The organism is Synechococcus sp. B60.1 (genome assembly GCF_047462555.1).
Taxonomy (GTDB): domain Bacteria; phylum Cyanobacteriota; class Cyanobacteriia; order Thermostichales; family Thermostichaceae; genus Thermostichus.
On the sequence record NZ_JANSJN010000049.1, the window covers coordinates 1 to 17,839 of the forward strand.

At 60.3% G+C, this 17,839-nt stretch carries 18 protein-coding genes and 1 tRNA gene; 7 read left to right on the top strand and 12 right to left on the bottom strand.

What is annotated here, in order from left to right:
- Positions 1–98: 98 nt before the first annotated feature.
- The 9 genes from NW863_RS07060 to NW863_RS07100 all read right to left on the bottom strand — a co-directional run bounded on the left by NW863_RS07060 (position 99) and on the right by NW863_RS07100 (position 7,186).
- Entirely contained in the window at positions 99–1,010 is a 912-nt protein-coding gene (locus NW863_RS07060; RefSeq protein WP_414365526.1) for an alpha/beta fold hydrolase, read from the bottom strand.
- Between the two features lie 85 nt (positions 1,011–1,095).
- Complete coding sequence (locus NW863_RS07065; RefSeq protein ID WP_414365528.1) at positions 1,096–2,046, bottom strand: LysR substrate-binding domain-containing protein; 951 nt, start codon at positions 2,044–2,046, stop codon at positions 1,096–1,098.
- Between the two features lie 308 nt (positions 2,047–2,354).
- Positions 2,355–3,002 carry a thermonuclease family protein gene (locus NW863_RS07070; RefSeq protein WP_414365530.1) on the bottom strand — a complete coding sequence of 216 codons (648 nt, stop codon included), beginning with the start codon at positions 3,000–3,002 and terminating at the stop codon, positions 2,355–2,357.
- Between the two features lie 357 nt (positions 3,003–3,359).
- Entirely contained in the window at positions 3,360–3,848 is a 489-nt protein-coding gene (locus NW863_RS07075) for a YqeG family HAD IIIA-type phosphatase (RefSeq protein ID WP_414365531.1), read from the bottom strand.
- 46 nt (positions 3,849–3,894) lie between these two features.
- Positions 3,895–5,025, bottom strand: coding sequence for an endolytic transglycosylase MltG (gene mltG, locus NW863_RS07080; protein WP_414365533.1), 1,131 nt, complete (start codon positions 5,023–5,025; stop codon positions 3,895–3,897).
- Between the two features lie 120 nt (positions 5,026–5,145).
- Positions 5,146–5,910, bottom strand: coding sequence for a UMP kinase (gene pyrH / locus NW863_RS07085; protein WP_414365535.1), 765 nt, complete (start codon positions 5,908–5,910; stop codon positions 5,146–5,148).
- 98 nt (positions 5,911–6,008) lie between these two features.
- Positions 6,009–6,161: a hypothetical protein gene (locus tag NW863_RS07090; RefSeq protein ID WP_011431218.1), complete on the bottom strand. Its 153-nt coding sequence runs from the start codon at positions 6,159–6,161 to the stop codon at positions 6,009–6,011.
- A gap of 107 nt (positions 6,162–6,268) precedes the next feature.
- Entirely contained in the window at positions 6,269–6,598 is a 330-nt protein-coding gene (locus tag NW863_RS07095) for a TMEM165/GDT1 family protein (RefSeq protein WP_414365536.1), read from the bottom strand.
- A 21-nt stretch (positions 6,599–6,619) separates the two neighbouring features.
- Positions 6,620–7,186, bottom strand: a complete 567-nt coding sequence (locus tag NW863_RS07100; RefSeq protein WP_414365537.1) for a TMEM165/GDT1 family protein — start codon at positions 7,184–7,186, stop codon at positions 6,620–6,622.
- A 100-nt stretch (positions 7,187–7,286) separates the two neighbouring features.
- On the opposite strand from NW863_RS07100, the gene NW863_RS07105 reads away from it, so the two are divergent.
- Positions 7,287–7,359 (top strand) — tRNA-Ile (locus NW863_RS07105).
- Positions 7,360–7,487: 128 nt separating this feature from the next.
- Here the strand turns inward: NW863_RS07105 and NW863_RS07110 are convergent.
- Both NW863_RS07110 and NW863_RS07115 read right to left on the bottom strand, forming a co-directional pair.
- Positions 7,488–8,780, bottom strand: coding sequence for a D-alanyl-D-alanine carboxypeptidase (locus tag NW863_RS07110; protein WP_414365538.1), 1,293 nt, complete (start codon positions 8,778–8,780; stop codon positions 7,488–7,490).
- Between the two features lie 46 nt (positions 8,781–8,826).
- Positions 8,827–9,207 carry a hypothetical protein gene (locus NW863_RS07115; protein ID WP_414365539.1) on the bottom strand — a complete coding sequence of 127 codons (381 nt, stop codon included), beginning with the start codon at positions 9,205–9,207 and terminating at the stop codon, positions 8,827–8,829.
- Between the two features lie 322 nt (positions 9,208–9,529).
- Between NW863_RS07115 and NW863_RS07120 the strand changes: the two genes are divergently transcribed.
- Both NW863_RS07120 and NW863_RS07125 read left to right on the top strand, forming a co-directional pair.
- The gene (locus NW863_RS07120) at positions 9,530–9,976 is read left to right on the top strand and encodes a Fur family transcriptional regulator (protein WP_414365540.1); all 447 of its coding nucleotides are present in this window, start codon (positions 9,530–9,532) and stop codon (positions 9,974–9,976) included.
- A gap of 196 nt (positions 9,977–10,172) precedes the next feature.
- Entirely contained in the window at positions 10,173–12,554 is a 2,382-nt protein-coding gene (locus NW863_RS07125; RefSeq protein WP_414365541.1) for a M48 family metalloprotease, read from the top strand.
- Between the two features lie 24 nt (positions 12,555–12,578).
- Here the strand turns inward: NW863_RS07125 and NW863_RS07130 are convergent, their stop codons facing one another.
- Positions 12,579–12,950: a phosphomannose isomerase type II C-terminal cupin domain gene (locus tag NW863_RS07130; protein ID WP_414365547.1), complete on the bottom strand. Its 372-nt coding sequence runs from the start codon at positions 12,948–12,950 to the stop codon at positions 12,579–12,581.
- Positions 12,951–13,155: 205 nt separating this feature from the next.
- On the opposite strand from NW863_RS07130, the gene NW863_RS07135 reads away from it, so the two are divergent.
- From NW863_RS07135 to NW863_RS07150, 4 genes are all read left to right on the top strand, one after another.
- Positions 13,156–13,521: a 2Fe-2S iron-sulfur cluster-binding protein gene (locus NW863_RS07135; protein WP_414365542.1), complete on the top strand. Its 366-nt coding sequence runs from the start codon at positions 13,156–13,158 to the stop codon at positions 13,519–13,521.
- A complete protein-coding gene (locus NW863_RS07140) occupies positions 13,514–14,821 on the top strand; it encodes an O-antigen ligase family protein (protein ID WP_414365543.1) in 1,308 nt (435 codons plus the stop codon). The genes NW863_RS07135 and NW863_RS07140 overlap by 8 nt, the downstream gene beginning before the upstream one ends.
- Positions 14,822–15,379: 558 nt before the next feature.
- Positions 15,380–16,969: an ArnT family glycosyltransferase gene (locus NW863_RS07145; protein WP_414365544.1), complete on the top strand. Its 1,590-nt coding sequence runs from the start codon at positions 15,380–15,382 to the stop codon at positions 16,967–16,969.
- A gap of 121 nt (positions 16,970–17,090) precedes the next feature.
- Positions 17,091–17,839 (top strand): putative CRISPR-associated protein (locus NW863_RS07150; protein ID WP_414365545.1); only part of this gene is annotated, 749 nt, incomplete at its 3' end.

Here is a 17,839-nt window from a genome sequence, read left to right on the forward strand (position 1 = left end):
CCAGTCTCAAGGTTCCGCTTACTTGTTGACTGACAGCACTGTCCGGGTCTTTCACCGGGGTGGGTGCTTGCTTAGAACTAAGGAGAGGTCGGGATCCCTTAGTCCGGCTTTGGGCGCAAGCTCTCCAGAAACTCCCGTATCAGGGGCAGCACTTGCTCTGCATGCAGGGCAGGGATAGCGTGTCCAGCTCCTGGCAAGATCTTGAGCTGTGCTCCAGGGATCCCTGCTGCATAGGTCTGGCAATGCCAGAGGGGGATAGTGTCGTCCTGCTCGGCAGCGATCACCAGGGTGGGGGCCTGAATGGAGTGTAAGTCACGCTCAACGGTATCAACGGCATCTTGGGGGCGCAGGCGCTGGCGGAGAAATTGTCGGGCCACCGGCTGCTGGCGCAGGGATCCCCGCAGCCACAGGAGCCAAGCCAGTCGCTCCTCCCAACGTCCCCAGCGGGCCAGGGGGATGGCGGCTCGCAGCAGCCTATCAACCCACGCGCCTTCCCGGAGCAAAAGCCGCATGTGCCGGTAGCGTTTGACAAAGCTGTCGTCGCGGATCCCGGCAGGCGCCAGTAAGACCAACCCCCGCAGGGGGTAACGAATGGCGTAGGCTGCCGCCACCCAGCCGCCAAAAGAGTGGCCCACCAACACCGGCTCAGACAGGCGCAGCGCCTCGACAAACCTGCGCACAAACTCTACTTCCACGGCGATGTCATAGCGCAGAGCCGGTTGGCTGGACTGACCAAACCCCAGCAAATCTAGGGCGATGCAGCGGTATCGGTCGCCCAACCCTTGCATCAGCGGCCACCAATTGGCGTGAGTGGCCATGAAGCCGTGCAAAAACAGCAGCGGCATCTCGCCTTGCCCCAGCTCCCGATAGGCGGCCCAGCAGGACTCTGCTCCCGCCAGAGTTAATCCCTCCAACTGCACCCTCTGCAGCGGGATCTCTTGAATGCGGGCCCTCAACTCCGCCAGACGCTGCGCCAAAGGCAGTCGTTCCAACAGTTCTTGCTCCCTCATCAGCTCCCTAGTCGATGAACACAGCTTTTTCCACTCCCAAGGGATCCCCTCCGCTCTCTCCGATCTGGTCGGAAAAAGCTGCCATTCAAGCGATCAACTGTAAGTGGGGAGGGGGAGTTTTCAGCCAGTCTTGGCAGCTCAGCAGCCCCTGGCGAAAGCGGGTGGCCGCCTGCGATTGGTAGCGCTCCGGGTTAAACGCCAGCCAAAGGGTGCGCCGTATCTGCAGCCCTTCCACCGCCAGTTTTTTCAGCCGCCCTTGCTCCAAGTCGGAGCCCACTGCCACCATCGACAAAAAAGCCACCCCCAAGCCAGCCTGGACGGCATTCTTGATCGCCTCAATCGAGCTGAGTTCCAGCCGTACGTTTAGCTGGCCCGGGTTGATGCCGTGGCGATTCAACACCCGGTCGATGGTCTGCCGCGTGGAAGACTGGGGATCCAGGGTAATGAAGGGCAAAGTCAACAGATCCACAAGGGCGGGAGCATCGAGGGCAAAGCCGGGGGCGCCGACCAACACGTATTCGTCTTCCGCCAGAGCCATCACCTTCAAATGCCGCTGTAAGTCAAAGGGGATCTCCCCGCCGACAATGGCCAGATCCAGCCGACCTTCCACCAGCTTCTGGGCAATTCGCCGCGTGGATTGCACCAAGAGCTGCACCGAAATCTGGGGATAGCTGCGGTGATACTGCGCGATCAAAGAGGGCATGACGTAGGTGCCCACCGTTTGGCTGGCCCCCAAAACCAAGTGCCCCCCTCCCATCTCTTGCAAATTGGCCAGAGCTTGGACCGTTTCCCGGCAGAGTTTGAGGATGCGCTCGCTGTAGTGCAGCAACACCTGCCCCGCATCGGTCAGTTCCACCTTGCGCCCGCCACGGTCAAACAACACCACTCCCAACTGTCGCTCCAGGTTCTGCACCTGCAAGCTGACCGCCGGCTGGGAGACAAACAGGCTCTCAGCAGCCCGCCGAAAACTCCCCTGCTGCGCAATTGCCTGAACGATGAGGAGCTGATCCAGGGTAAACGGCAGTTCATCCGCCATAGGGAACTCCAAATCACCCAGCGGGATCCCTTCCAACCTAGGGAACTCGGCAGCCCAGGATCGAAAGCCCGCCTGAGATCATCATATATAAGCAGGCTAAATACTAAGGAAATACAAAAGGTGAGCAATCTCGAGAGAACGGCTCGCTCCCGCCTTTTAGACGGAATCTGGGGCGGAGCGCCTCTCCCGAAGAGCCGTTTCCCATACCGCGGATCCCAAGCCCTTACCAAATGGCAGCGAAACTGTTTGATGAAGTCGAGAGCCATCCCCAAGGGCTAGGCGGCTCTGGACTCATCTTTGGCTTCTCTCTAGCGAGGGCCATAGGGCGTCCAATAGCCGCGCCCCTGCTGCCTTGCCGCATTGGCTGCCTCTTTGAGAATAGCGCCGTACTTGAGGCCATTGGTTTGCGGCGACAGTAGGCCATGCCCCAAAAACAGCATCTCCTGGTTGATGAGGGTATTGGCCCGCCAAACGTAGGCAGGCAGGGTGGGGGTGGGCGCCAGAGCGGGATCCAACTCCAAGAACACCTCGCGCCCCAGCAAAGCCGTCTGCAGGTATTGACCGGCATTGTAGATAGGCAGAGGGGTTTGCCTGCGCAGCTCCGTCCACGTAGGATTGACCTCTGCCGGCAGAGGATCAATCCCGATCAGTTGCACCAGGCGCAAATTCAAGTCCCCTTCGAGCTGGACAACCAGGGTGTTGTAATCGACCACCCGAATGACTTGTGCCCGCTTGAGGCTGCGCAGATCCGGACGGGCCACTAAGGTCAAGGCCCAAGCGGGCCATGCCGAGACCAGCAAGGGTAAGGCCAGCAGGCTGCTCAGCTTAATGAAACTCCGTCCCTGGGATATCAACAGAGACTTGGGACGGTGAGAGATGGAAACAGACCGCAGCGATTTTTGCATCATGGACTTCACCCGTTGCATGGCGGACTTGACGATAGGGATGGTTTGCATGCTTAACCTTTGGATTTGACGCTGCCCTTACACCGCCACCCGGCGGGCCTAATGCCGGATCCGGCTCACTGCCGTCACTCTACAAAAAACTGTGGCAGATGGGTCAACTTGGCGAGATTTCCCGCGACTCCTCCTTTCGGAAGCGCCACCGGATCGGCAGCCTAAGTAGACAGTTTCCCAACGGTTCTCCGATGCCTCGCGCTCTCGCCCCAACTCTTCTCTCTCTGGAAGGGGGGAGCTGGGGATACAAATAGAGTCTCGTTGCCATTGGCCCTGACCTCCCTCCGACTCCCCCCGCATACGCGGGGCAGGTACAACGCGAGCCTTCCCGTCTTGCAAGGTAGCCATGGCTCTCTCTCAAAAGCGGGGATCCAGAATGGCCGCAGGGCTCTTCTCCGGAGTCTTGGGCAGGAGGGAGTTGACCAGTACGGTAACCAAGCCCAGCCGATTGCCCGCCAGGATATCTGTCCACAGGCGATCGCCCACGATGGCTACCGCCTCCACCGGCAAGTTCATTTGCGCCACAGCCCGCCGCAGAGCGCGCCGCGAGGGTTTGCCAGCGCCGTGAATGTAAGGCAGGTTTAAGCTCTCACCAATTTGGCGAATGCGGCTGCGGTTGAGGTTGTTGCTCACCAGCCAAATCTGAAAGTGGGGGCGCAATTGCTCCAGCCAGGCGGCCACAGCCGGATCCACCTCCGCCTGGCGGATCGGCACCAGCGTGTCGTCCACGTCGAAGATGACACCCCTCACCTGCCAGGCCAACAGATCTTCTGCCCGCAGCCGCAAGACAGTGCCGGCCACCACCACATCCGGTTGCAGGAGCTTGAACCAAGGTTTGTGTACCATTTGGAAGCTTTTCAACCACCAAGCGCCAATTCTCCTGACCTCCTCATCAAAGACTAGGTTGAAGACCGGGCGGGGATCCCTGCCGCTCGCGGAGGATTTGCCGTTGAGCTGCCTCGTGCTCGGCTAGAGTCTTGCTGAAAACATGGGTGCCGTCGTAGCGGGCCACAAAGTAGAGGTAGTCGGTCTCCTCAGGCTCCAAAACGGCTTTGAGGCTGGCCAAGCCCGGACTGGCGATGGGGCCAGGGGGCAATCCGGGGTTGAGGTAGGTGTTGTAGGGAGAGGGAGTACGCACCTCGGCAAGGGTGAGGCGGCGATCCGGAGTTTGCCGGATATTCAAGGCATATTCCACCGTCGGATCGGCTCCCAGGGGCATTCCCTGCTTGAGCCGGTTCAAGAAGACACCCGCGATTAAGGCGCGCTCCTCCGGCACAGCGGCCTCCCGCTCCACAATGCTGGCCAGGGTAACCCACTCATGCAAGGAGAGGGAAGTGGTGTGCTGGCGAAACAGGGGTAGGGCCACAGCGGCAAACCGCTGCAGCATAGCGTTGATTACAATCTCGGCTTTTTGCTGATCTGGCAGGGATCCCTCCACCTGTTCGACAGGAAAAAGATAGGTATCGGGGAAGAGGTAGCCTTCCAGGGAGTTCAAGCTGGGGGGCAGCCACTCAAGGGGTGGGATCACACGGGCTGTGGCAATGAAAACATCGGCTGGCATCCACTTGCGCTCCGCTAAGGCCGCCGCCATCTGCTCGATCCGCCAGCCCTCTGGGATGGTCAGCCGCCGCTGCAGAATCCGGCCCTGCCGCAGTTGTCGAGCTACAGATAGCATGTCTTGGTTGGGATCCAAAGCGTAGGTACCTGCCTGAAACAGCCAGTCGCGGCCAAAGGTGCGGCTCCACAGCTCCCAGGCCAAAGCAGAGCGGATCACCCCCGCTTGGTGCAGTTGTTTTCCGATTAAACGGCTGCTGCTGCCCGGCTGGATCACCACCTGGATTGGCTCTGGGCCACCCACCGGCTGAAGCCAGGTCTGCCAGCGCCAGTAGCCAAAGCCGACGGCCAAAGCCACCAGGAAAGCTAAGCCTTGCACCAGACGGCGACCCCAGCGTTGGCGGCAGCAGGGCGGAGCACTCTGGGCGATCAGGCCTTCGGGCGAGGCGGGATCGCGGTGATCTGTCATCGCCTTCCCCTCCACATCGCGTCAGCACATCCTCTGGCCAGGTTGGCGTGGCCAGAAGAGATCCTCAGGCCGTCACCGGCCACTCAAGGCCACCCCCAGTGTAGCCTCGACCTATTCCACTTAGGATCCACTCTCCTGGGCCAAGCGGGCAGGGATCCCATTGCTCTTGGGAGTTGTTTGTCCAATCCAAGTGCCGATGGGCTCACCCTGCACCACCCGGTAGATGTTGCCGGGGGTGGTTAGGTCGAAAACCACGATGGGTAGTTGATTTTCTTTGCAGAGGGCGATGGCGGTGGTGTCCATCACCCGCAGATCGCGGGTAAGCACATCCTGGTAGCTGAGAACATCGTAGCGGCGGGCCTGAGGATGGGTCTTGGGATCCGCGTCGTAAACTCCGTCCACCTTGGTGGCCTTGAAAATCACCTCGGCATCGATCTCCGCCGCCCGCAAGGCCGCAGTCGTGTCGGTGGTAAAGAAGGGATTTCCGGATCCTGCCCCAAAGATCACCACCCGCCCTTTTTCCAGGTGACGAATGGCGCGGCGACGAATGTAAGGCTCTGCCACCTCCTGCATGGCAATGGCCGTCTGCACCCGCGTCGGGATCCCGGCTCGCTCGATGGCATCCTGCAGGGTTAGGGCATTGATGACGGTGGCCAACATCCCCACGTAGTCAGCAGAAGCTTGATCCATCCCCTGGGCAGCCGCTTCCTTGCGCCCGCGCCAGATGTTGCCCCCTCCCACCACGATCGCCACCTGCACGCCCGCCCGCACCACCGAGGCCACTTCGCCGGCAATGGACTGCAAGACCTCGGTGTCAATCCCGTAGGGACGTTCCCCCATGAGGGCTTCACCGCTCAGCTTCAGCAGAATACGTCGGTACTTCATGGTTGTCCGCTCCAGCCCACCCCTGCCTACAATAGCAGCTTTGCTGGGCTAGATCCGGTTAGGGTGTTGGCCAACAGAGCCTCTCGATAAACTCGCCATCACGGCTGCTGTTCTTCGCCAGCGCTGGCCTCCTGATCACGAGGGACAGAACGGAAGCGGCGGCTATTGCGAGCACGACTTTTCTGAAACTGCTTGGCATACTCGCGGTTGCGCTCGGCTTTTTCCCGCTTCAGGTTGCGTTTTTTGGCCATGCTGGTCTTCCTGACCGGTTGTCCGGCATCAAGTAAAGCACTCCGGTAGAGTGCGAGGTGTCCTTAATCGTAACATGCTTTGCCGAAGCCATCCTGAAGGCCTTTGCTCAGCCGGCTATGGGCAGGGATCCCCAGAGTAGGGAGAGGCCGATTAGGAGGAACCCTACGCCTGCCGAGGTTTTGATCCAGCGGGGAGGGATGACCCGCGCTACCCAGGCTCCCGCCCACACCCCGATGAAGCTGGTGCTGATCAGGGCAGCAGCAGCCCCGCAGAAGATCACCCCAAGATTTTGCGAGTGGGCGCTGAGGAGCAGGGTGGCCAGCTGGGTTTTATCGCCCATTTCGGCCAGCAAAATTGAGCCGAAGCTGACCAGAGCAGCTCGCGCCGCGGTCTGTCTCAAGAAAGAGAAAATCTGACTGCTGTACTGGCTCAACACGCCTCTCTAGCCAAGTTGCTCTCAACTTTTCCCTGGCAGGCCACCCTCGCTTCCCTCAGAGGGCTCACTCTTCCCTTGCCATTCCCGCCAGAGGACATAGCTCCCGATTGCCAGGAAGCCGCTGCCCGCTAACCATTGTAGCCAGTCTGCCGGGATCACCTGTCCCAGTCCTCCCCCCAAGGCTACGCTGAGCAAACTGGCGGTCACCAGAGCGCTGGCAGAGCCGAAAAAAATTGCCCAGGGAGACTTGGATTGGGCGCTCATGAGCAAGGTGGCCAATTGAGTCTTATCGCCCATCTCCGCCACAAACACGGTTATAAAGGTAACAAGCCAGAGCCGCAGTGGGGATTCCTCTGGCAGGTTGTTGACGGCAGAAGAGGCTTCAGAGAGGGACGGCACCGTTTGCGCTTCCAGGGCAGGAGACGGGGCCAGGTTCTCACTGGTGGGTTGCCAGTCAACAGCGGTGGCTTCGTTCCAGTGGAGATAGTGCTGACCAACGGCCAAAAAGCTCCAATAGAGAGCCAAGGATAGGGCTGTCAGCCCCAAGCCTAAAGCCAGTTGCCCCTGCCAAGAACGCCCTGATGCCATGGTCTCCGCTGTCCGCTAACCACCGACATGCAGCTTATCCTGTAGCAGGGCTTTTTTCACCGGTTCTGGAAAAGACAGGGGCGCTAAAGTAGAGAAAGAAGGGGCGTTGGCCGAGCGGTTTAGGCAGCAAACTCATAATTTGCCTTACACAGGTTCGATTCCTGTACGCCCCATCGCCAAAACGCTCTCCGCAGAAGAGTGCTAGATTGAAACCGGCTGGAGATGGTTTCCCATCCCCAGGCACTTTGCTGCTGAGGCAACCCCTTCCAGCCCCTATCCCAGGACGGCAAAAGGAGACGTATCAAAGGCGGGGGCTAGACTCCGTGCGGGATCCCGTATCTACGGAGCGAGGCAGCCAGCGCTCGGGCAAGGCGGTGGGGGATCCCCACTGGGACTGGAGCTGGCTGAGGAATTCTCCCTGCGAGGTGCGCAAGTCGGCCAAGTTGGCCCCGCTGTTCATCACAGCAAACCAGATATCCCCCCGCTCAGTTGGCAACACGCCCGCCAAGGTGCTGACGCTGGGTAGGGTGCCGGACTTGGCGATCATCACTCCCGGCAGCAGCCGCCGCTCCAACACCCCCACATCCTGGCCGACGACGGCAAAGGCATCTGCTAGCGACAAGCCGTGCTCTTCCAGCAGCGATTGAATGGCCCGCAACATAGCTACATTGGCCCGCGGGGAGATGCGGTTTTCCACCCCCAACCCTGAGCCGTTGATCAGGTGCAGCTCTTCTGCCGCGATCCCTGCTGCAGCCCGAGCCCTTTGGGCTACCTGGGCCGCTCCCCCCACCGCCTCCGCCAGCATCTCGGCCATGGCATTGTTGCTGTAGAGGTTCATCAGCTTGAGTAGATGAAGGAGAGGAGGCGATTCATGTCTGAGGAAGACCTGGGCCTCCGAGGGGATCTGCTGGGCAACTCGCACCGACCCCAAAATCTCCACCTGCGGCCTGGGCGTGCCGGGGGGCAGAGTTTGAAATTGCGCCTGGGCTTCCGAGGGCCAGAGGCGAGCATCCATCCCCTGCCGCAGCAGCGCTCCCGAGCGGGCCACATCCTGGGAAAAGTTCATGTAAAAGCGGCCCGCCACCACCAGATCCCCGCGCACCTGGCGGATCCCCTGGGCGTTGAGGGCATTCCCCACCGCGAAGGCTTCCTCCCAAACAAAGAAGGGATCCTCCCCTCCCAGCACCCAGAGATCGCCCTGCAAAACTCCGTCCGTTCCCAGCGAACCTGCTGTCAAGTAGGTGGTGACGAAGCGGTGTTGCCATCCAAACTGCTGCAGAGCAGCCAGGGTAGTGGCCACCTTGGTCAGAGAGGCTGCCGGCAGAGCCTTGGATCCCTGGTGTTGCCCCAAAACTTGGTCACCCATCTGCAGCCAAACCCCCTGGGCCGCGGAAGCAAAGCCACGACCGCTCAACCGGGCTAGGTACGCCTCCACCTGGGGCTGCAGGGATCCCTGCGCCGTCGCCTGGGAAAAATGAGCTGAGCTCAGCAGCAGGAGCGCCGCCGAGAGCATCCCCACCCCGATCGCAACCAACCGCCAGCCCGGCCAGACCCGCCGCTGTCGTTCGCAATAGTATTGCAGAGCACTTTTCACCCAAAAGGCCCTCTAAAAACGCCGACCCACCGCAGGAGCGGATCCCTCAGCTCGGCAGCTCCCAGCTGCTCTCTTCCACAGGTTCCACGTCGATGGTGCCGGGGGGCGTTTGCCGGTAAAAATGTCCATCGGCAACAAACAGGGGCTCGCCACAACTGGGGCAGAAGAAGCGGCTGCCCTCGATGGCCTGCGATTCCGACCCACAGACCGGGCAGCGATCCGTGGCAATCCAGCGGCGTGCCCACCAACGAAAGGCCAGCAGCACCAGTACCGGCAGAGAGAGCAAGAACAGCAACAGAGCCACCAACCCAGCAACCAGCCAACCCAGCCCGACACGGGTCAGCAAAGCTGCCAAGGCCAGGGATCCCAGCCAGAAGCCCCAGCCACCTAGAGAGATGGAATAGGTTTTGGGCTGCTCAAACCGCATCTTTGTTTTCCCTTCCCGTATTGACCACGCTGACCAACGCCGCCGGGATGCCGCGGGCCTTCTCCCGAGTATGTTAGCCCAGACTCACTCGAACTATAGAACCACCTGGGCATACCCTGTAGGCTAGCTCATTTCCAATAGAGGCGGGATCCGGTTTCCCGCACCCTCTGGCAGTCCGGACGCCCGGGTTGCCTCTCTAGAGGGCGGGCAGGATTCCTTTGGCAGCCGAAAGTCGGTGGCACTATCTTGGATGAAGCTATTATCAATTGCAGAACTTATTGACTGTTGCGGCGATGTTTCCCAAAAGTGGAGAGGCGGCATTATGGTCTACACAGAAGAAGCTTTCAAAGCAGAGCTGAACGCCAGAGGCTGGCGAGCCACCCGGCAGCGGGAGATTATCTTGCAAACCTTTCAGAACCTACCCGAGGGCACTCACCTAAGCGCTGAGGAGCTGCACAAAAAGTTGCGGGAAGAAGGCCACAACATCAGCCTTTCCACCATCTATCGCACTGTCAAGCTGATGGCACGCATGGGCATTTTGCGCGAGCTGGAACTGACCGAAGGCCACAAACATTATGAGATCAACCAGCCTGCCCCCCACCACCACCACCATTTGGTTTGCATTAAAACCAACAAAGTCATCGAGTTCAAAAACAACGCCATCCTGAATATCAGCCAGAAGGTGGCTGAAAAGTACGGCTTTAAGGTGCTGGATTGCCAGCTCACCATCATCGGCATCAGCCCGGAGGGACAGCGCTCGATCTTGTAGCCAAACAATTTCTGAAGCTCAGCTCCTGGACAGATACTTGCCCGGGGCGTTCTCCCAGCAGCGGAGCTGTACTGGGTTTGTGGGAAGATGGGGATCCCCTTGGCAGGGAAAGTGCCAGAATAGCCGCTGTAAAGTCGAAAGCCATTGGCAGTTGAGGCAATAACTGAGCTTATCCCACCCAATTCGGGAGATGGCTATGAACGAGCAGGAAGTGGCGCAGTGGCTAGAGCAAGCTTTGGCAAACCTGCGTCTGAGGATCCAGGTGAAGGTCCAGCCCCTCCAGGACAATGCCGAGGACTACGCCTTGGTGGTCATGCTCAATCGGCCCGCCAATGTTGTCCTCAACTATGAGCATCTGACAGCCTGGTTCCAGAAGGTCATGGCCAAACGCTACCCCCAAGTTAGGCGCTTGGCTCTCTACAGCCGCCCCATCGGCCAGCAGCAGGCCGACTGGAAGGCCCAGGTGAGGCTGGCTCCGGAAGTGGCGACGGGCAGGAGGGATCCCGCCGACAGTCCAGATCTCAGCCGCTACTGCTTTGTCCAAGACCGCCAGTTGCTCACTGCCGACCTGCCTCAACCTTCGAGCGTGGTGCGCCAGGCGGTCTTGGGTTTTCATAGCCTCACCGCTGGGCAAAAAGAGGAGGTTTTGCCCCTACTGCCCACCTTGTTCCGCAACCCCGGCGCCGTCTCGACGGTGACGTTGTCGGTGGAAGCATCCCTGTGGCTGGAACCTCTGAAAAGCCTCAATCCCCATGAGCTGCGCCTGTTGAGCGTTTGGCTGAGCCGCTATTGCTTCAACCCCAGCCGCACCTTAGCAGAGTTGGATCCCGCCACCTCCAATCTCAAAACCGGTCAGACCCACCGCCGGTATCGCGCTCCTCAGACAGGGGTCTCGCTGGTTTTGGCCAGCTTTGCCGGCAACCTCACTCTGGCCGCCGGCGTGACCCTGAGCCTGTTGTTCGGCATGGTGTTTGTGCTGGCCCTGGCCGTTTTCGGCACCTTGGAAGAGGGGTTCTCTTTTGGCTCTCTCCTTTTTGCTGTTTTGCTCACCCTGGCCTTCAACGCCCTGATTTTCTTTTTGTCCCCCTGGCTGATGGACTGGATCCAGCACAGCCTCTACGGCACCCAGTGGGTGAGCCTGGCAGAAATCGGGCGTCGCAGCCCCGAAAGCGCGGAGGTGATCGAACGGGTCTGCCGCCAGTACAAGCTGAAGCAGCCGAAGCTGGGTCTGATCCGCGACCAAAACCCCACTGCCTTTACCTATGGCAGCCTGCCGGATACGGCCCGCATCGTCGTCAGCGAGGGCCTGTTCACCTACTTGGAAGATGAGGAGGTGGCTACAGTTTATGCCCACGAGCTGGGGCATGTGATCCACTGGGATTTCGCGGTCATGACTCTGGCTTCCACATTGGTGCAGATCCTCTACCTCCTCTACGTCTACCTGCGCGACACGCGCCGGGATCGCAGAGGGGGCAAAAACATAGGTTCCTTGGCGCTGGTCGCCTACTTTTTCTACGTGGCTGGCTCCTACTTGGTGCTGTATCTGTCGCGGGTGCGGGAGTACTTTGCCGATCACTTTGCCGCCGAAACCACCGGCAACCCCAACGCCCTCTCGCGGGCTCTGGTGAAAATAGCCTTTGGCATTGTGCAAGAAGGGGAGCGGGAACAGGATGAGGAAGCCCGACAGCGCAGTGCTCGCCTGCTGGAAGGGACGCGGGCCTTGGGGATCTACGATGCCAAGGCGGCGGTGATGGTGGGAACAGCTTACCGGATGGCTGCGGATCCCAGCCAGGTGGGCAGGGTGTTTTTGTGGGATCTGTTTAACCCTTGGGCCTGGTGGATGGAGCTGAACTCCACCCATCCCCTCACTGGCAAGCGGGTGCGGGCGCTGGGCACCTATGCCGAACAACTGGATCTGCCGGTGGAGTTCGACATGGCCAGCGTGGTGGCCCAGGGCAAGCAGCTCAACCGCCAGCAGCTCTACGGCAATTTTCTTCTGGACGTGGTTTTGTTAAACGCCGAGTGGCTGGGGGCGATCTTGGGGATGGTGCTCGGGATCCCCGCTCTGCAGGCAGGGTCTTACGGCATGTTTGCCGGCCTGGCCGTGGCGGGAGCCAGCTTGGGCCTACTGCTGAAGATGACGGTGATGTACCCCAGCTTGGAAAACCCGCCGGCGTTGACGGTGTTGAAGGCGATGAGCAACCCCTATGCCAGCCCCTTGCGCGGCTTGCCGGTGCAGTTGCAGGGGCGGGTGATTGGGCGAGGGGATCCAGGCTATCGCTTTGGCGCCGATCTCAAGTTCCAGGATGAGACGGGGATGATTTTCTTGCGCTATGTTTCTCGGTTTGGGCCGCTGGGCAACTTCCTGTTTGGGGAGAGCCGGGCAGGCAGGCTGATCGGCCAAGAAGGAGCGGTGGTGGGATGGTTCCGGCGGGGGGTAGTTCCCTACCTAGATCTGTCCCGCTTCCAGAGCCGCTATGGCGAAGTGGTGACCAGCCATCCTCCTTTTGGGCAGGCAGTTCAGGTGGCGCTGGGCTTGATTGCTGCCTTGCTGCTGATGATCTTTTTCCCGTTCTAGGCTATCTGGCCAAGGATGCCAAGCTCAGGCTTTTGCCGGTTGCCCACCGTTGGCGCGGGCGTAGTCGTCGCTGAAGCGGACGATGTCGTCTTCGCCCAGGTACTGGCCGTTTTGCACCTCGATGATCACCAAGGGGATGACGCCAGGGTTTTCCAGGCGGTGCTTGGTGCAGGGGGGCACGTAGGTGGACTGGTTGGTGGTGATCAGCCGCTCTTCATCGCCGCAGGTAACTTTGGCGGTGCCAGCAACAACGATCCAGTGTTCGCTGCGGTGGTAGTGCATCTGCAGGCTAAGGCGATGCTTGGGCAGCACCACAATCCGCTTGATCTTGTAGCCAGGGCCCTCATCTAGCACTGTAAAGCTGCCCCAGGGGCGAGTTTCGGTATTGCTCTCCATGAGCTTGTTGAAAACTTCGGCTGAGAAGGTGGCCGGCAGTTTTTCCACTGAGGGTAGGGGGGAATTGTGGGTTTCTAGCATAGGCTGCTCTCCTTGGGGCCCTGCCTTCAGCTTATCCTACCGAGCTGGGGAGTAGCCTAACTCCATTGAAATCCTATGGGATCATGGAGAAGTCTCCTGATCTTGGCAAAGGCCCTTCTCCTCCATGCATTCCTACCCGGTTCACATCCACGACCGCCAGAAAGACACCCACTATCTCATCCAGGTACCTGCCGACCAATACATCCTGGAGGCTGCCGAAGCCCAAGGGATCCAACTGCCCTTTGCCTGTCGCAACGGCGCCTGCACCACCTGTGCGGTGCGGATCCGGCAGGGATCCCTCTACCAGCCGGAGGCGATGGGGATCTCCCGGGAGCTGAAGGAGCAGGGCTACGGGCTGCTGTGCGTGGGCTATGCCCGCTCGGAGCTGTGGGTGGAAACCCAGGATGAAGATGAGGTGTACGAGCTGCAGTTTGGCCGCTACTTCGGTCAGGGGCGGGTACGACCGGGGATCCCCATCGACGATGAGTAATTTTTCTCCCTCAGTTGCCTCTAAAGGCCTGCCGCCGCATCCCTGGCCTTCGCAGCCCCAGGGCTGGCTGTTGGGAGCGGCAGCGCTGATCCCGCTAAACCTGGCCCCCAGTCTGCTGCTGGCGGTGGTGGGAACGGTGCAGAGCTATGGCCGCTCCTGGCAGCAGATCCGACGGGATCCCCTGTTGGGCTTGGCAGGCCTGCTGAGCCTGGTTGCGGTGACAACGGCGCTGCTGGCAGAAGACTGGCGGCTGAGCTTGCTGGGGATGTTTAACTACTGGCCTTTTCTGCTGATGCTGCCGGCCTTGGCTGGGGCACTGAGGGATCCCCTCAGCCGCCGGCGCCTGGCGCAGGTGTTGGTGCTAGGCAGTGGACTGATGCTGCTGTTGGGCTGGGGAGAGGTTCTGTGGGGGTGGCGGGGGCATCTCTTCTTGGGGCCGCTCTGGATTACGGGAGTGGCTGGCGGGGAGCGGCCGGCGGCGGCCTTCACCTCCCCCAATATTCTGGCCATTTACCTAGTGATCCACCTGTGCTTGGCGGCGGGGCTGTGGGGGGTAGCCTCATCCCCCCTTACCAGAGCAGGGCTGGCGGCAATGCTGGGGCTGGGATCCCTGCTGTTGCTGCTGACGGCCTCCCGCAACGGCTGGGGGGCAGGGGGATTGGCTTTGCTCATTGGGCTGGCGCTGCGGCGCTGCTGGTGGGGGCTCCTGCTCCTGTCCAGTTTGGGGTTGGCCGGCTTGGCGGCGGCTTTGGATTGGCCCGGCTGGCGGGCGGTTGTGCCCTCCTTGATCTGGAGCCGGTTGGCAGACACCTTTGACCCCCAGGCCCCCTACTTTAGCTCTACGGCCAACCGCCTGGATGCCTGGCGCTTTGCCCTGCAGATGGTGCGGGAGCGTCCCCTAACGGGCTGGGGCTGGCAGAGCTTCCCTGCCCTCTACAACGCCCAGGATCCGCCGGAGCTGCTGGGCCACTGCCACAACTTGTACTTGCACCTAGCGGCAGAAGGCGGGATCCCTCTGCTGCTGGGCTATTTGGCCTTGTGGGGCTGGATCTTGGTGCGGAGCTGGGGAGCCTGGCGCTGCTCCCAAGACGGGATCCTCTTGGGAGTTTTACTGGCCTTGACGGCGTTTTTTGCTGCGGGGCTTTTGGATGTGGTGATCTTGGATGGCCGCATTCACCTGTTGATAACCTTGCTCTTGGGCGCAGCTTGGGGAGCCAGCCTCGAGCCCCTCTGCAGCGAGGCAAATAGGGTTCCGGCGGATCCCTTCCCAGGCGAGGCATCCCGGCCAATGCCGCAATAGAGTTCCTCCCTTGGTCTCTGTTTCGGTCGCCGGATTTTTTAGCTTGGGATTGTCTCAAGTCCCCGCTCATCAAATCTCCCTTTTCCTTGGGGAGAAAAGGTGGGAGGCGAGGGCATACTTCCCCAGAAGGGGAGTAAAAAGCTGTCGCCAACCTACTTCCAAAAAGGTTCAGTGGTACTTCGAGTAACAGCTATACCATTGATGGGCAACTAAAGTTGCTTACGGGCTTTTCTGCTCTGCACTAAAGTACGGGGCTGCCAAGCTATCCCTCTGTGTCTGCAAGGTCAAGAGGTTCCAGTGGCGATGCTGGCAATGCTTATGTAGAGGTGCACTTGCGATCGGGAAAGCCTTCATTCTACCTGGGTTTTGGTTCTGATGATAGCAAGGCAAGGGCGGAAGCGGAGCAATGGGGCCAGCTTTTGGGGTGTCCGGTCAAGCTGCCGGAGGCAACGCCTTAGGCTCAACCTATCCTGATAGCTCCTTCCAGCCAACAAGGGGAGGCAAGGTTGGCCAAAGCTGAGACAATAACACCTGTCCACGCGCTCAAAGGGATCCCCTGTGCTGCCGCGGGCTGCTCTGTGGATTTTGGGGTTGGGCCTGCTTCTGCGCTGCTGGGTAGCGGCTCTGTTGCCGCCGGGCTTTGACGAAGCCTACTACTACCTCTACACTCGCCATCTGGACTGGAGCTATTTTGACCATCCACCGCTGGTGGCCTGGACCACAGGCCTGGGGCCTCTTCTGACGGGGCAGGTGTCGGCTTTTTCAATTCGATTGGGATCCCTGCTGGTTTACAGTGGCTCTTCCCTGTTGCTTTACCTCACGGCGGCGCGGCTCTTTTCGCTGCAGGCGGGGCTGATTGCTCTAGCAACCATCAGCATCGCGCCCATTTTCTGGATTGGGTTTGGGGTGCTGACCCTGCCGGATAGCCCGCTGATGTTTTTTACGGCGGCAACCCTGTGGGTGGCTGCCCAGGAGTTTTTTCCAGCTCCCTTGGCGGAGGGGAAATTGGGGGCCTATGGGGCAGCTCGCTACCGACCGGGGCCCAGGCTAGCCCTGATGGGGCTATTGGTGGGGCTGGCCTGCCTAGGCAAATACCACGGCCTGGCGTTGGGGTTTGGCCTGGTGCTCTTTTGTCTGCTCAGCCCAGCCCACCGCTGTGCCCTCAGGTCGGGGTGGGCACTCGTGGCAGTGCTGGGGTTTTTGGCGGCCTTCAGCCCGGTGCTGATCTGGAATGCCCAGCAGGATTGGGTCTCCTTTCACTTCCAAGGGGGGCGAGCGGTGCCGGAGGCAGGGTACCAACTGCAAGAGCTGCTTCTGACGGTGCTGGCGGAAATTTTTTATCTTTTCCCAACCTTGGGGATCCCTTTGCTGGGGCTGAGCTTGGCCGAGGGTGGGCGGGTGGGGTTGGCGCTTTTTCAGGGAAGACGCCTCACGGATCGAGAGCTGAAGCATCTTTTGATCTTGGCCTGTGGGTTGCCGCTGGTGCTGGCTTTTACCTTGATGGGGGGCTATCGGCCCATTTTGCCCACCTGGCCGATGCCGGGGTTCTGGGTGCTGAGCTTGCTTTTGGGATCCCGCTGGGAAAGGTGGCCGGAGGCAAGGCGGCTCTTGGCAGGAACGGCGGTGGCGGTGAGCCTGTTGGTGGGGGTGGGGCTGGCCCATGTGCGCTACGGGCTGCTGCAAGCGCCTGGCGGTCTGGGCCTGTGGCCGGTGGAACGGGATCCCTCGACTCAGTTGATTGACATCGAACAGTTGCGGCGGCCATTTCAGGCGGATCCCCGCTTGGCCCAGGCTCTGGCGGAGGCGGATTTCATTTTCACGAACGCTTACTTTTTGGGCGGCCAGATTGGCATGGCCTTGGCGCCGCTGACGGAGAAACCCCTCACCTGCCTGGATGAGGATCTGCGGGGCTTTGCCTTTTGGTCGCAACCTGAAGATTGGCTAGGGCAGGATGGCCTGCTGATTACCTCCAAGCTGTTTCAGCCAAGAGCAGGGATCCCGGCCGCCTACGGCACCTACTTTGAACAAATTGAGCCAGTGGCAGAGATTCCCCTGCGGCGGGCGGGGGCAGTGGCCCAAACCTTTCAGGTGTACTTGGCTCGGCAGATGCGCCAGCCCTATCCTCGGCCCTACTCCCGCCGGCGCTGAGGGCTACGGCTTTTTCTGTCCACTAACGCCACCCTCCTAGGAACTGGCAAGGGCAGATGGGCCGAGCTTCTGGGCTTGGCTAGCCTAATAGTCTATTGCTTCAAAAGTTGGTGGGGAACTCATGCAGACCATCATCATGACGGTGGGCACCTCTCTGCTTACCAACCTGGACAAAGACCTGCAGCCGCAGCGCCCTTGGGTCGGCCAAAAAACCATCGGCGATCCAGAACGGGCCTTGGCCTGGATGAAAAAAACAGACTTGGAACTGATCAGCGCCGAAACCAACACCTACTACCGGCTGGATCCCACTCCGCAGGATGCCTTGATTTTGCTGTACTCCGAAACCCCTGAAGGACTGGAGTGTGCCCAGATTTTGCAGCTCTTTTTTGAAAAAGCGCTGGGCCAGCAACAGGTTTCCCTGCTGCCCCTCCCCGGCATCAACTACGAGCTAGAGGGATCCTCGCTGGAGCGGATGGCCAAGCTGTTGCAACAGTTGGCCCAGAGCGCCAAGGGGATCGTCACCTTTGCCGCCACCGGGGGGTTTAAAGCCCAGGCCATGGTCATGGCCGTGGTGGGCAGCCAATTGGGGATCCCGGTTTGCTACATCCACGAGCAATACAAATCTCTGGTGTATTTGCCTTACTTGCAGCCGCAAGTTCAGCCGCGGATCCCGCGGGCGAGCTTGCCGGATTCCGGCCGGGATCGCTCCCAGGTCATCCAATTGCGCAGCGATAGCAGCCATCACCGTCCTCGCAGTTGGGTCAAGGTGGAAAAACTCCTGCGCGACCTGCCCTGGGTAGATCTGGTTCGCTACGACCCAAGCGCCTACGCTGCCCCCAAAAACGGCGTCAAGGCCGCCAACCGCAAAAC

What these genes read in the sequence shown, in the direction of transcription:
- NW863_RS07060 (WP_414365526.1), bottom strand. Translation starts at nt 1,010, where the DNA reads ATGAGGGAGCAAGAACTGTTGGAACGACTGCCTTTGGCGCAGCGTCTG.
- NW863_RS07090 (WP_011431218.1), bottom strand. Translation starts at nt 6,161, where the DNA reads ATGGCCAAAAAACGCAACCTGAAGCGGGAAAAAGCCGAGCGCAACCGC.
- NW863_RS07125 (WP_414365541.1), top strand. Translation starts at nt 10,173, where the DNA reads ATGAACGAGCAGGAAGTGGCGCAGTGGCTAGAGCAAGCTTTGGCAAAC.
- NW863_RS07065 (WP_414365528.1), bottom strand. Translation starts at nt 2,046, where the DNA reads ATGGCGGATGAACTGCCGTTTACCCTGGATCAGCTCCTCATCGTTCAG.
- NW863_RS07070 (WP_414365530.1), bottom strand. Translation starts at nt 3,002, where the DNA reads ATGCAAACCATCCCTATCGTCAAGTCCGCCATGCAACGGGTGAAGTCC.
- NW863_RS07075 (WP_414365531.1), bottom strand. Translation starts at nt 3,848, where the DNA reads ATGGTACACAAACCTTGGTTCAAGCTCCTGCAACCGGATGTGGTGGTG.
- NW863_RS07130 (WP_414365547.1), bottom strand. Translation starts at nt 12,950, where the DNA reads ATGGAGAGCAATACCGAAACTCGCCCCTGGGGCAGCTTTACAGTGCTA.
- NW863_RS07115 (WP_414365539.1), bottom strand. Translation starts at nt 9,207, where the DNA reads ATGCGGTTTGAGCAGCCCAAAACCTATTCCATCTCTCTAGGTGGCTGG.
- mltG (WP_414365533.1), bottom strand. Translation starts at nt 5,025, where the DNA reads ATGACAGATCACCGCGATCCCGCCTCGCCCGAAGGCCTGATCGCCCAG.
- NW863_RS07120 (WP_414365540.1), top strand. Translation starts at nt 9,530, where the DNA reads ATGGTCTACACAGAAGAAGCTTTCAAAGCAGAGCTGAACGCCAGAGGC.
- NW863_RS07140 (WP_414365543.1), top strand. Translation starts at nt 13,514, where the DNA reads ATGAGTAATTTTTCTCCCTCAGTTGCCTCTAAAGGCCTGCCGCCGCAT.
- NW863_RS07100 (WP_414365537.1), bottom strand. Translation starts at nt 7,186, where the DNA reads ATGGCATCAGGGCGTTCTTGGCAGGGGCAACTGGCTTTAGGCTTGGGG.
- NW863_RS07135 (WP_414365542.1), top strand. Translation starts at nt 13,156, where the DNA reads ATGCATTCCTACCCGGTTCACATCCACGACCGCCAGAAAGACACCCAC.
- pyrH (WP_414365535.1), bottom strand. Translation starts at nt 5,910, where the DNA reads ATGAAGTACCGACGTATTCTGCTGAAGCTGAGCGGTGAAGCCCTCATG.